At 48.8% G+C, this 12,412-nt stretch carries 12 protein-coding genes; 7 read left to right on the plus strand and 5 right to left on the minus strand.

Annotation, left to right across the window (positions count from 1 at the left end; all coding sequences use genetic code 11):
• Window positions 1-167: 167 nt before the first annotated feature.
• The 4 genes from DYB02_RS01500 to DYB02_RS01515 all read left to right on the plus strand — a co-directional run bounded on the left by DYB02_RS01500 (window position 168) and on the right by DYB02_RS01515 (window position 3,166).
• Window positions 168-1,175 carry a substrate-binding domain-containing protein gene (locus DYB02_RS01500; RefSeq protein WP_029804914.1) on the plus strand — a complete coding sequence of 336 codons (1,008 nt, stop codon included), beginning with the start codon at window positions 168-170 and terminating at the stop codon, window positions 1,173-1,175.
• 55 nt (window positions 1,176-1,230) lie between these two features.
• Window positions 1,231-2,166 carry a LysR family transcriptional regulator gene (locus tag DYB02_RS01505; protein ID WP_005455215.1) on the plus strand — a complete coding sequence of 312 codons (936 nt, stop codon included), beginning with the start codon at window positions 1,231-1,233 and terminating at the stop codon, window positions 2,164-2,166.
• A gap of 269 nt (window positions 2,167-2,435) precedes the next feature.
• Window positions 2,436-2,840, plus strand: coding sequence for an SMR family transporter (locus tag DYB02_RS01510; protein ID WP_005455212.1), 405 nt, complete (start codon window positions 2,436-2,438; stop codon window positions 2,838-2,840).
• Window positions 2,837-3,166, plus strand: a complete 330-nt coding sequence (locus DYB02_RS01515; RefSeq protein WP_005478614.1) for an SMR family transporter — start codon at window positions 2,837-2,839, stop codon at window positions 3,164-3,166. The genes DYB02_RS01510 and DYB02_RS01515 overlap by 4 nt, the downstream gene beginning before the upstream one ends.
• A 74-nt stretch (window positions 3,167-3,240) precedes the next feature.
• On the opposite strand, the gene edd is transcribed toward DYB02_RS01515, so the two are convergent.
• Both edd and DYB02_RS01525 read right to left on the minus strand, forming a co-directional pair.
• Window positions 3,241-5,037: a phosphogluconate dehydratase gene (gene edd, locus DYB02_RS01520; protein WP_029804912.1), complete on the minus strand. Its 1,797-nt coding sequence runs from the start codon at window positions 5,035-5,037 to the stop codon at window positions 3,241-3,243.
• Entirely contained in the window at window positions 5,037-5,561 is a 525-nt protein-coding gene (locus tag DYB02_RS01525; protein ID WP_029804910.1) for a gluconokinase, read from the minus strand. Before DYB02_RS01525 ends, edd begins: the two co-directional genes overlap by 1 nt.
• Window positions 5,562-5,714: 153 nt before the next feature.
• On the opposite strand from DYB02_RS01525, the gene DYB02_RS01530 reads away from it, so the two are divergent.
• Both DYB02_RS01530 and DYB02_RS01535 read left to right on the plus strand, forming a co-directional pair.
• Complete coding sequence (locus DYB02_RS01530) at window positions 5,715-7,091, plus strand: GntP family permease (RefSeq protein WP_005478622.1); 1,377 nt, start codon at window positions 5,715-5,717, stop codon at window positions 7,089-7,091.
• Window positions 7,092-7,100: 9 nt separating this feature from the next.
• Window positions 7,101-7,712: a bifunctional 4-hydroxy-2-oxoglutarate aldolase/2-dehydro-3-deoxy-phosphogluconate aldolase gene (locus tag DYB02_RS01535; protein WP_029804909.1), complete on the plus strand. Its 612-nt coding sequence runs from the start codon at window positions 7,101-7,103 to the stop codon at window positions 7,710-7,712.
• Window positions 7,713-7,817: 105 nt separating this feature from the next.
• On the opposite strand, the gene xapA is transcribed toward DYB02_RS01535, so the two are convergent.
• The gene (xapA, locus tag DYB02_RS01540) at window positions 7,818-8,642 is read right to left on the minus strand and encodes a xanthosine phosphorylase (protein ID WP_015296049.1); all 825 of its coding nucleotides are present in this window, start codon (window positions 8,640-8,642) and stop codon (window positions 7,818-7,820) included.
• Window positions 8,643-8,763: 121 nt separating this feature from the next.
• Between xapA and DYB02_RS01545 the strand changes: the two genes are divergently transcribed.
• A complete protein-coding gene (locus DYB02_RS01545) occupies window positions 8,764-9,669 on the plus strand; it encodes a LysR family transcriptional regulator (protein WP_029807014.1) in 906 nt (301 codons plus the stop codon).
• 80 nt (window positions 9,670-9,749) lie between these two features.
• Here the strand turns inward: DYB02_RS01545 and gorA are convergent, their stop codons facing one another.
• Both gorA and DYB02_RS01555 read right to left on the minus strand, forming a co-directional pair.
• Window positions 9,750-11,105 (minus strand): glutathione-disulfide reductase, encoded by a 1,356-nt coding sequence (gene gorA, locus DYB02_RS01550; RefSeq protein WP_005478739.1) that lies wholly within the window; start codon window positions 11,103-11,105, stop codon window positions 9,750-9,752.
• A gap of 259 nt (window positions 11,106-11,364) precedes the next feature.
• Window positions 11,365-12,204, minus strand: coding sequence for a 23S rRNA (adenine(2030)-N(6))-methyltransferase RlmJ (locus DYB02_RS01555; RefSeq protein WP_029806700.1), 840 nt, complete (start codon window positions 12,202-12,204; stop codon window positions 11,365-11,367).
• Window positions 12,205-12,412 lie beyond the last annotated feature (208 nt).

Here is a 12,412-nt window from a genome sequence, read left to right on the forward strand (position 1 = left end):
TTAATGTCATTTATTTATTCGTTTTGCGAGTGTTTCTTTAAAAACAACTCTGTAACAATAAGTGCATGATTTTATTGTGGATATTATGTTTGGCTTTTGGTGGCTTGTCGGCATCCTGTGTATTCGTCATAATGTTACATGTAACATTATTGATAAATCACATATTTATGGCTCAACAGAATAAAAAAACACGAACGACATTGCAGGATGTCGCAGACCAGGTTGGCGTAACAAAGATGACGGTTTCGCGCTATATGCGCAATCCAGAATCGGTGGCTGAGAAGACCCGCGTGAAAATTGCCGTGGCAATCGAGGAAATGGGGTACATCGAAAATCGCGCCCCCGCGATGTTGTCTAAGTCTTCCAGCAAAGCCATCGGCATCTTACTTCCTTCTCTGTCCAACCAAATTTTTGCTTCCTTTGTTCAGGGTATAGAGACGGTCACTAAGGCCAACGGCTACGAAACACTACTGGCACACTTTAGCTACGATGAGTTGGAGGAAGAGCGCAAAATCGCCTCTTTGCTTTCCTACCAAGTGGATGGGTTGATTTTGACTGAAAGTCACCACACTCCACGTACGTTGCAGATGATCAAAAACGCTGGCGTTCCGGTGGTCGAAACCATGGAGTTGCCGCCACAACCGATTGATATGGCTGTGGGCTTGGATCATGAAGACGCTTCGTACAACGCGGTGAAACGTATGTTGGACGCTGGCAAACGCACCATTGTTTACTTTGGCGCGCGTTTGGACACGCGTACTAAACTGCGTATGCAAGGTTATGATCGCGCGATGAATGAAGCCGGACTCGAACCCAAACATGTGTTAACTGGCGTGCACTCCAGTTTCTCCCTTGCGCATGATTTGCTTGAACGCGCACTGGAAACGTACCCAACGCTCGACGGGGTATTCTGTACCAACGACGACATCGCAATTGGTACTATGCTGAGTGCGCAGCAACGTGGCATTCAAGTCCCGCAGCAATTAGCGGTGGTGGGTTATAACGCCTTGGATATCGGTCAGACCATCAGTCCGAAGCTGACCAGCGTTGATACGCCGCGTTTCCAAATTGGTGTAAAGAGTGCAGAGCTTTTAATTGCGCGTCTGAAAGGTGAAGCGCAAGAAGAAAAAGTGTTTGATATGGGTTATCAGATCACTTCAGGAGAGAGTGTTTAACTCGCAGTTAACCGCTCTTCGTATTCGCTCATCAATGGTATTGGCAGGTTAGGGTATGGCACATCAGCTGGATGCATTGGATCTCAACTTAATGCGTTTATTAAAAGCCGTGGTGGAAAACCGCAGCATCAAGCTGGCCGCAATGCAGCTTGGCATTTCTCAACCGAGCGCCAGCCGCGGCGTAATGAAGCTTAAGCAAGTGTTTGATGACCCGCTATTTGTGCGTAAAGCGCATGGGGTAGAGCCATCTCCCATGGCGATTCGCCTTGCCGCCGAATTCGATAACATGATTGCACCACTGGAAAAAGTGGTGCAAGAGTTTGAAGTATTCGACCCTCAGCAATATCAAGGGCAGATCGCGATTGTAACCGACCCTTATTTGATGGATGAACAAGGGCAGCGATTGCTAACTGGCTGCCATCGAGCGTTCCCTAAAGCGCACTTTGCCTTTTCCAGTTGGAACAGTTACTCGCACGATGAAATGCTCGAAGGTGAGCACGATTACTGCATTCTTGACCAAGAGACCGAACTGTCGAAAGACATTTACATGCGCCCGTTATTTGTTGAAAAACGAGTGATTTTGGCGCGTAAAAACCATCCGACCTTGTCGAAAGTCAGCAATGATTGGGACACGGTCTCTAAACTGCCCCTTGTTTCTTTACCTGCGCCCGCGTCATATAAACCGCTTTGTACCGTGGAGTCCGAGTATCGCCGCATGGGCTATGAGCCCGTGGTGTTATTGAAATCCTATAATTTGCGCGTGGCTTGCCAAATGCTGCAAGAAACCGACGCAATTATGTATGCCAGTCAAAGCTCGGCATTGTTGATGCCGGAACTCGCATCTTACGCAATGCCACTCGTCAACCGTGAGTTCAGTCAGTTTGTGGTCTCTGGCGGTTTCCTTCAAACCAACCGCAACCATCCTTTGCACAGACATCTGCATAAAGTGGTGCGACAAACCCTCAATACGCCGCTGATTTTCACGCAGTGACGTCACTTTATGGCATCGGCTGAATGAGAGAGCAGGTGCTTTAACCTTGCCAATATTGTGTGATTACATAGACAACTTACTTCTTAAGATATTCAAAAATGAATATCTCAATTACCTGTCTCTTTTTCCTACCCAGCGCTAACCTTATCTCAAATAGTCAGGAGAAGTGGCTCATTTTTATCTTTTTAACTTTTTGAATGTCGATACAGGTACGCGACATTCACCATTCTCCGTTATGCATTTTTTTAATTTCTGATGGAGGATTAATCATGCTAGTTGCACGTCTATTTTTATTGCTCGCCATCGTTGCCGAAGTGGCTGGCACCAGCACAATGTCTCTTATCGGCCAAGGGCACGGGTGGTGGGGCTACATCGTAATGTATGTGCTGATCGCAATCTCTTACTACTTTCTCGCGTTTGCCGCGAAGAAAATATCGATCGGTGTTGCATATGCTGTCTGGGAAGGGTTGGGTATCTCGTTGATCACCGTGGTGTCGATCATCGCCTTTGATGCCAACTTAAACCATCAAGAGCTGTTTGGTTTGATGTTAGCCGTTGTCGGCATTGTGTGTGTGACGTTAGGGGAATCACATGATCAACCTAACGCCGAGAAAAACGCCGATAAACCGGCAAAAGAACGTTCATTTTCTGCTAGTACAAGGTGCGAATCATGAGTCAATTTTTTACGATGTCATTTGGATTTGTCGTGATGGCTGCCTTGGTCGATATCATGGCCAATATGGCGCTGACACGCTCAAAAGGTTTTAAATACAAAGGCTGGGGCATTGCGGCGATTGTGTTGGTACTGACAGCATTCACGCTGTTGGCACAAGCGGTTAAAGAGATCGACTTAGCCATTGCTTATGCTTCTTGGGGCGCGATCGGTATCTTGGGTACCGCAGTGGGTGGAGCCTTGCTGTTTAAGCAGAAACTTAAGCCAATCGGCTGGTTTGGTATCTTTGTGGTGATTGCTGCGGTCGTGGTGATGAAAACCGCTTAATCAAGCCAAACAAAAACAACGAAGACAAATACAAAGAGCGGAGTATCAAACTCCGCTCTTTTTGTTTTTCTGGCTTAAACAATGAAGCTTGCGCCTTCTTCTGCACTAGAGACGTTTTGGCGGATCACGCTAAACAAGCCTCGTCCCCATGTTTGTTGGGTAGATTCGGTGTCGAAATGAATCAACTCGCGACCAGTGGTATCGCTTAAGTTGTTCAGTTCACCCGTTTGGCAATCCAGACGAATCAAATCGCCGTTGCGCACCAAACCAATCGTGCCGCCACGAATGGCTTCTGGAGAAACATGAATCGCAGACGGAATTTTACCTGACGCGCCAGATAAGCGACCGTCAGTAACCAGCGCCACTTTAAAGCCCGCTTTTTGCACGTTACCTAAAATTGGCATCAGCTTGTGCAGTTCAGGCATGCCGTTTGCCGCTGGGCCGTTGTGTGTGACCACAACGATGCAATCTTTGTTCAGCTCACCACGTTTGTATGCGGCTTCCACTTCGTGTTGGCATTGGAATACGATCGCTGGTGCCACAATCACGCGTTGCTCTTCTTTCACCGCAGACACTTTCACCACGGCTTTGCCCAAGTTGCCAGTCAGTACGCGAGTGCCGCCGGTGTTTTGGAAAGTGGCGTCTGGTTTGGCGATCACGTCACCGTCTTGGCTGCCTTGGCACGGCGTCCAAGTCAGTTGGCCACCGACAAGGCTCGGCAGCGTCATTTGGTCTTCAAATTCACCAAACACGGGTTTCACATCGCGATGCAAAAGCTCGGATTGGTTCAAGCGGTGCAATAACGCAGGCACGCCCCCCGCGTCTTGGAACGCGTTCATATCGGCTGGGCCGTTCGGGTAAACGCGAGCTAACAAAGGAACCACATCCGACAGATCGCTGATGTCTTGCCACGTGAGCAAGATGCCAGCAGCACGCGCCACGGCGATCATATGAATGGTGTGATTGGTGCTGCCGCCAGATGCAAGTAGAGCGATGATGCCGTTGACCAAGCTCTTTTCTGTGACCACCTCGGCCAGCGGACGGAAGTGTGCAGAACCCGCCGTCATTGAGGCGATTTTCAGAGCCGCGTGATCGGTTAACGCTTTACGCAGTTGGGTATGGGGATGAATGAATGCCGAACCTGGCAGCATCAAGCCCATGGCTTCGAACACCAACTGGTTGGTGTTGGCGGTGCCGTAAAACGTACACGTACCCGCAGAGTGGTAAGCGCGACACTCCATATCCAGCAGAGCGTCTTTGCCGACTTCACCCGCTGCGTATTTTTGGCGTACGTCGACTTTCTCTTCGTTGCTGATGCCTGTTGCCATCAGACCCGCTGGTACAAACGCAGTCGGTAGGTGCGCGTAAGACAGCGCGCCCATCAGTTGTCCCGGGGCAATTTTGTCACAGATACCAAGCAGTAATGTGGCATCAAAGACATTGTGGCTCAAAGACAACGCCGTTGATTGCGCAATTAAGTCTCGCGAAAACAGCGACATATCCATGCCTGCTTGACCTTGAGTCACCCCATCGCACATCGCAGGCACACAACCTGCGACTTGCGCTGTATGGCCGTAGTCCGCCAGCACTTGTTTGATTTGCGCTGGGTAGTCTTGGTACGGCTGGTGGGCGCTCAACATGTCGTTGTAGGCGCTGATCAGCGCGACATTGGCATGAGTAAAATCGAGAATATTTTTCTTTTCAGAAGAGCAAGAAGCGGCGACTGCATGGGCTAAGTTACCACAAGATAAACCAACACGGCCTTTGCCAGCTTCGGCTTGCACTTCGGTGCGAGCAAGAAACGCAGCGCGCGCTTCACGGCTGCGCTCGGTCAAACGTTGTGTGACCTCAAGAACAACAGAGTGAGTCATTACGCCACCCCGATCGCTTGCATTTTGATTAGCTCAGCGGCAGAGCGTTCCACCACGTCGCTGATGTCTCCGTCGATACTGACGATCAGAGTTTGAGGCTCGTTGTCTGGGCGCTCTAGCGTCTCGAATTGGCTCTTCACCATGTTTTCTTTCATGAAGTGGCCTTTGCGCATACGCATGCGATTAAGGATCAACTCCATATCGCCATCAAGGAACAGGAAGGTCACGTTGTCGTTGCCTTCGCGGATCTGATCGCGGTAAATCTTTTTCAGTGCTGAACAGACAATAATGCCGTGTTCGTTTTTGCTTTCTAGGCTGTACGCCGCATCACGAATGCGTTCTAGCCATGGCTTGCGATCATCATCGTTCAGAGGCTGGCCCGATGCCATTTTCTGAATGTTCGCTCGTGGATGAAGATCATCACCATCAATGAATTTACGCCCTAGCTTTTTCGCTAGATGCTCACCAATTGTGCTTTTACCACTAGCACAAACGCCCATAACGATGACACTACTACCAGCCATAACTTATCCTCATAACCAAATTTGCGCGTGATCTCAATTTTTGAATTCACTTTAAAATATGGGTTTATCTTATTCATGTTATCGGTAACATGTTACCGGTAACTGAAATAAATGTGAACCATAACACAAACAATAATTCTTAAAGGTGAACCTATGGAGCAATTAACCCAAGCCCCAGATCCTACGTTCCTACTGACGATTGCAGGCCTTGCCATTGCAGCGTTACTCGTTCTGATCATTAAACTGAAAGTCCATGCTTTTGCTTCCCTTACTATGGTGAGTTTAGGCACAGCAATCGCCACTGGCGTTCCTTCTGAGAAAGTCGTATCGACCATGATGGGCGGCTTCGGCGGCACACTGGCTTCCGTGGCATTGCTGGTTGGTCTTGGTGCGATGATCGGTAAAATTCTTGAAGTGACTGGCGGTGCGAAAGTGCTGGCAGACACTTTGATTGGTCGCTTTGGTAAAGAGCGCGCACCATTTGCTTTGGGCGTCGCTTCATTACTGTTTGGCTTCCCAATCTTCTTCGATGCTGGCCTTGTAGTGATGATGCCAATCATCCTAAGTGTGGCGGCTCGTTTTGGTGGCTCACCAATTAAATACGCGTTGCCTGCAGCTGGTGCTTTTGCGGTTATGCACGCGTTTGTTCCACCACACCCAGGTCCGGTTGCAGCGGCAGAATTCCTTGGCGCAAACATCGGTCTGCTATTGGTGGTGGGTATTTTGGTTGCTATTCCAACTTGGTACCTTGGCGCTTACCTATTTGGTTTGTACGCGGGCAAAAAATTCGATATCCCACTATCTAAAGCCTTCTTTAATGGCGAAGCAATGGTGGATGAGCGCAACGCACCAAAATTTGGCACGGTTATGACCATCCTTGTGCTGCCAGTCCTGCTAATCTGTTTGGATACGGTATTGAACACACTGGCGGTTGCAGGTTTGATTGATGGCAAAACGGCACTGGTTGAGTTCCTACGTATGCTAGGTAAAACTCCAGTCGCGTTGCTGATTACTTTGATTGTCTGTCTGGCTGTGTTTGCCAAAGACTACGGCATGGCAAAACTAGAAAAATTGTGTGGTGAGTCATTGGCTCCAATCTGTGGCGTTATCCTAGTAACGGGTGCTGGTGGCATGTTTGGCGGCGTACTGCGCTCAAGCGGCATCGGTGATGCACTGGCTGACGTTCTTACAGACACAGGTATGCCTGTGATTGTGGCGGCGTTTGTGATTTCAACCTGTCTGCGTGTTGCTCAAGGCTCGGCAACCGTAGCGCTAACCACTACGGCGGCTCTTATCGCGCCAGTTGTGGCTGCATCAACAGGTTTGAGTGAACTAGACCTTTGCTTTATCGTAATCGCGATTGCGGGTGGTGCAACGGTACTGTCTCACTTCAATGACTCTGGTTTCTGGTTGGTATCTCGTCTGCTTGAGATGGATGAGAAAACCACATTAAAAACTTGGACGGTAATGGAAACGTTACTTGGCGGTATCGCGTTTATTATCGTCGCAACATTAAGCTTTATTCTTTAGAGGTTCCCCATGACAACACTTGAACAACGATTAAGAGAAATCAAAATCGTCCCAGTTATCGCAATCAACGACGTAGCACACGCTCTGCCACTGGCAAAAGTGTTGGTAGAAAACGGTTTACCATGTGCGGAAGTGACATTCCGCACCGAAGCTGCGGCGGAGTCGATTCGCATCATGCGTGAAGCGTACCCAGAATTGTTGATTGGTGCGGGCACCGTTCTGACCACAGAACAAGTGGATATCGCAATCGAAGCGGGTGTGGACTTTATCGTTAGCCCAGGCTTCAACCCAACCACAGTGAAATACTGTCAGCAACGTGGTGTGACTATCGTACCGGGTGTAAACAACCCAAGCTTGGTTGAGCAAGCGATGGAAATGGGTCTGCGTACGTTGAAGTTCTTCCCTGCTGAGCCTTCAGGCGGCGTAAGCATGCTGAAAGCACTCACGGCGGTTTACCCAGTTGAATTCATGCCAACAGGTGGCGTAAGCTCATCCAACGTGGAAGATTACCTAGCACTGAAATCGGTTGTAGCTTGTGGCGGTACGTGGATGGTGCCAACCGCAATGATGGACAACGGCGATTGGGAAGGCATTGCTGAATTGGTTCGTGCAGTTAAGTAAAACGCACAAACGGCTCCGAAATACCCCCGAACGTTAGAAAACGTGACACAAAAAAGGGTCATCAAGTTACTTGATGACCCTTTTGCTTTTTGGAATGAAACGGCTTTAGAAGTGATGCTTCATAAAGCGCTTAATAAAGCGAATGAAATCTGCTTCGGCTAGCTTCGCGCACTTCAATGTTTGGGCGTGAGACAGTTCTACATCTCCCAAGCCTTCTGCCATGTTGGTGATCGCACACACTGCCAATACGGGTAAGCCGCAATGCGCCGCAGAAATCACTTCTGGCACGACCGACATGCCCACCACATCACCACCGATGATTTGCATCATGCGGATTTCGGCTGCGGTCTCAAAGTTGGGGCCTGTGTAAGAGACAAACACACCTTCATTCAGGTGAATGCCATTGGCTTTGCCGACTTCAAACGCTTCTGCGCGCAGGTCTTTGTCGTACGCATTGGCGAGGCTGAAGAACCTCGGGCCGTACTCTTCATCATTCGGACCGATCATTGGCGATTCAGGCATGGTATTGATGTGGTCATGAAATACCACCAGAGAACCGACGTCGATGCGTTCAGGGCGAAGTGAGCCTGCCGCGTTGGTGACGAGCAGAAACTCACAGCCCAGCTTTTTAAAGGTGCGCACGGGCGTTGTCATGACCTTCATTGAGCCGTGTTCGTAGTAGTGACCGCGACCTTTCATGCACACTACGTCTACGCCGCCCATGGTACCAAGCACCAACTCACCAGAGTGGCCTTGCACGGTGCTAACCGGAAACCCTTCGAGCTCTTCGTATGGAATGACCACTTTGTCTTGTAGCTCGTCTGCCAATACGCCTAAGCCAGAGCCTAAAATAAACGCTGCTTTAGGTTGGAAGTTTGGTTTGCGTTCGCGAATGGTTTGTAGCGCGCCGATTACTGGATCCTGATTCATGTTAGTCACCTTCTGGTTGTGTGTTGATTCCATTGTGTGACTTTCTGCGCTGGTTATCTTTGCTTTATTCGCTACTATCATCCTTAAAAAGAGGATGATGAAATTCGCTAGGACTCAATGCATGAAGTCAGAACCATTTGAGCGCGTGACGCTGAAGATGCTGCGTTACTTTTACGCGGTCGCACAAACCAAGCATTTCACTAAGGCCGCCGAGAATCTCAATATCACCAATTCGCCGTTGAGCAATCGCATCAAAGAGTTGGAAGAGGTGCTTAACGTCAAACTGTTTGAGCGTGATTCAAGAAACGTCATGCTGACGGAGGCCGGGCGATTGTTGGAGTCCAAATGCCAACTGATTTTTCAGACCTTAAATGTCTCGCTCAATCAAGTGCAGCAAGTGGGTTTGAACCAGAGAAATATCCTGCGAGTTGGTGTGGTAAGTAGCGCATTTTGGGGCGGATTTGATCGTCTGTTGCAGGGCTTCCATGCTGAGCATGACACTTATCACGCCGACATTTTTGACCTCAACCCAGAGACGCAAAAGAAGCATCTGAGCGAGAAGAAAATCGACGTGGGCATTGTACGTTTTGCCGATGCACTCAACATTTATCCGTATCAGTCGGTGTCTTTGGGCAAAGATGTGTTTGTGGTGGCGGTGTCGGAGCAACATGAGTTAGCCAGCAAATCTTTGCTGCGGCTCCAAGATTTAAAGACGTGTGAGTTTGCGTTTATGAGCTTGGCGAATTCTGCCTCGGCAAACTTCACCATCAATGCCTGTCTGCAAGAAGGCTTTTCACCCCATATTGGCAAACAAGTGGTGGAGCCAAGCACCTTGATGGCGTATGTAGCAAACAGCAATACCGTGACGTTGGTGCCGTCGACGTTTTCTCAGCATCATTGGCATGGGATTCGTTTTATCAAGCTGAAAGAGTCACTGCGTGCAGACTTGTGTCTGATTCATGACGGTAAGCAGGAGAGTGCTATCAAAGCCGAGTTTATTCGCACGCTATTGGAGAATGCGAGTTAAGCATGGGCAAACAAAAAAGGTCACCCTAAGGTGACCTTTTCAAATGATTTGCTGAAATCAGCAATGCGATTAGCGCGCAATTAACGCATCGTTACGAACTCTTCAGAGCCCGTTGGGTGGATAGCCACAACAGAGTCGAAGTCTGCTTTGGTTGCGCCCATCTTCATTGCTACGCCGAAGCCTTGGATCATTTCATCTACCGTGAAACCGATGCCATGTAGACCAACAACCGTTTCTTCTTCACCCGCACATACAAGCTTCATTTTACATGGTTGACGGTGCTTAGTAACGGCGGTGTACATCGCAGTAAAGCCAGATGTGTAGACTTTGATGTTGTCTTTGCCGTACTTCTCTTCCGCTTCTTGCGTTGTAAGACCGATAGTGCCGATTGGTGGGTGGCTAAATACCACAGTTGGTACCAAATCGTAGTCCATCTTCGCGTTTGGTTTGTTGTTGAACAAACGCTCAGAAAGTTGACGACCCGCTTTCACTGCTACTGGTGTTAGCTCGATACCGCCTTCCATGATGTCACCCACACAGTAGATGCCTTTCACGTTGGTTTCTTGGTATTCGTCTACCTTAATGTAGCCTTTTTCGTTCGTTGCCACGCCAGTTGACGCTAGGTTGATTGCATCCGTTGCTGGGTGACGACCGATTGCCCAAATCAGTTGGTCAACGTTTTGGCTCTCACCGTTTTCTAGGTGCAGAGTTAGGCTGCCATCGGCTTCTTTTACCACTTCTTTTGGTACAGAATGGGTGTGCAGTGTTGGGCCTTCTGCTTCCATTACTTCAACCAACGTATCGATGATCATTGGGTCAAAGCTACGCAGTGGTGACTCTTTACGTACGAACAGGTGCGTTTCTGTACCTAGTGCGTGCAGTACGCCAGCAATTTCAACTGCGATGTAGCCAGCGCCGACAACCGCAACGCGTTTTGGTTGCTCTGCTAGGTCGAAGAAGCCGTTTGAATCGATGCCGTATTCAGCGCCTGGAATGTTTGGAATAGTAGGACGACCACCAACCGCGATTAGGATGTGATCCGCAGTATAATGTTCACCGTTTACTTCTACAGTTTTCTCGTCAACAAACTTAGCAAAGCCTTTAATCACGTTTACTTTGTTGTTGCCAAGAACGCGATCGTAAGATTGGTGAATACGACCAATGTACGCCTGACGACTCTCAACCAGTTTGCTCCAGTCGAAACCTTTCACGTCGACATCAAAACCGTAATCTTCTGCGTACAGGTTCATTGCTTCTGCGATTTGTGCGCCGTGCCACATCACTTTCTTCGGTACACAACCTACGTTTACACAGGTACCACCGAGATCTTGAGCTTCGATTAGCGCAACTTTCGCGCCGTACATCGCCGCACGGTTTGCAGATGCGATGCCGCCACTGCCGCCACCGATACAGATATAGTCAAAATGAGTCGCCATTACTTTCTCCAAGAGCTTATAAATTTTATCTGGTACATAGATAGATTGGGATGACCTTGCCTGAACTCAATGCCACCGTTATCCCACTATCATAAATCGAATGTAACGAATTCCTAAATGGGAAAAAGTGACATTGCTTATGACAAATAGCGATGAGAGGTACAAAAAGAAGAATAAGCGCGATCAGACGGCGGAGTTGAGAGCATAAAAAAGCGCAACGAAAATGTCGTTGCGCTGAGAGGTTTCGGTGCAGAAGTGTTTACTCTGGCACAATCCAGTCCACTTTCCAGTGGCCGGTGGCTGGTGCGATCGCGTCTTGCAGGAATGGCAGAATCTCTTTCATCTGGCTTTCTAGTTTCCACGGTGGGTTAATCACAATCATGCCGGATGCCGTCATGCCGCGCTCGTTGGTATCGGGTGCGACACCCAATTCGATTTGCAGAATTTTACGAATGCCAAGACCTTCTAGACCTTCAATCATGTCTTCGATGTCGTGACGGTTTACCACTGGGTACCAAATCGCGTAGATGCCCGTTGCCCAACGTTTGTGGCTTTGGTAAATCGCTTGCACCACATCGCGGTACTCTTTAGCTAGCTCGTATGGCGGGTCAATCAGTACCAAGCCACGACGTTCTTGCGGTGGTAGGCTGCCTTTTAGACGCTTAAAGCCATCTTCTTTGTAGATGCTGACTTGGCGGTCGCGATGGAATTCTTGTTCCAGCAATGGATGATCGGCTGGGTGCAGCTCTGTCAGTACCATGCGGTCTTGTGGGCGGATTTGCGCACGCGCCACACGCGGTGAGCCTGGGTAGTAGCGCAGCTTATCGCCGTTGTTGAGTGCTTTGATGGCATCGATGTAGATTTTGATGTCTTCAGGAATATTTGGGTTATCCCAAATACGTGCGATGCCTTGTTTGTATTCGCCCGTTTTCTCAGACCATTCGTGAGTCAGATCGTAACGGCCCACACCCGAGTGGGTATCGTGATAAACGAATGGCTTATCTTTTTGTTTCAGCGCATCAAGAATGAGGCTTTGAACGATGTGTTTGACCACGTCGGCATGGTTGCCAGCGTGGAAGCTGTGGCGGTAACTTAACAAATTAAACTCTCGAAACACTCTTTGGCTGAGTGTGGTCTGTGATTTCAGATACAATAAATTTTCGGTGTGTTGAGGGTATTATACCCAACATCCTTGCAGATGCAGAATCTCCGTTTGATTTTGCGCGACTTAAAATGCACTCACTATTGAAATCTCTTTAAGTCACCCATACTTACTAAACATATTGAACCTAAGTGGGATCGCAGTG

Origin of the sequence: Vibrio parahaemolyticus (assembly GCF_900460535.1) — a bacterium.
GTDB lineage: Bacteria > Pseudomonadota > Gammaproteobacteria > Enterobacterales > Vibrionaceae > Vibrio > Vibrio parahaemolyticus.